Source organism: Massiliimicrobium timonense, from assembly GCF_002160865.1.
Taxonomy (GTDB): domain Bacteria; phylum Bacillota_I; class Bacilli_A; order Erysipelotrichales; family Coprobacillaceae; genus Allocoprobacillus.
Genome location: NZ_NFLJ01000106.1, coordinates 1 through 623, shown reverse-complemented (window position 1 = coordinate 623; position 623 = coordinate 1). Strand labels below are relative to the sequence as shown.

Below are 623 nucleotides of genomic sequence, written 5' to 3'. Positions count from 1 at the left end.
CCAGCACAAATACCTGCTGTAGGTAAAAGCTGAGGCTTTGTAAAAGCGTTTGTCCACATTGCAATTTTTCTAATCAATATAGCTATTGCATAACCAGCTGTTGCACTTCCAAGTAAAGCCCGTCTTTAGAGACTATCACTAGATTTTTTGGACTAAATTTAAAATCAAAATTTTAAGTAGCGAATAAACGTCGATTTTATCGATGTTTTTTTATGTTAAATTCTTTTATTTTTTTATAGTTTATGTTATAATAATGGTGATAGTGGTGATAGATTATTGGAGGTACTTTATGGCTTATTTTCTTAAACAATCTCATTTAAAAGGGCGTACTTATTTATCAATTGTTGAGAGTTTTTATTCCCCTGAAAAGCATGGGTCTGCTCATCGTACATACAAGTCCCTTGCCTCTGTTGAAACTTGGAAGAAAAAAGGTATTGATGATCCTATAGCTCATTTTCAAAAAGAAGTTGATGAATTAAATGCCGCTCATAAAAATAAAAAAGGACTTCAAATATCTGATGAGTCTCCTGAAGTATATCTTGGTTACTTCCCTTATGCCTCTCTTTTAAAATGTATGGACATAAAGAAGTATGTCGATTATTTAAATAATTCTAATAGCTTTA

General features: G+C 31.5%; 1 pseudogene. It reads left to right on the top strand.

The features are described from left to right. Window positions 1-289: 289 nt before the first annotated feature. Window positions 290-623, top strand: a pseudogene (locus B5E75_RS14360) (IS1634 family transposase); the annotation flags it as partial.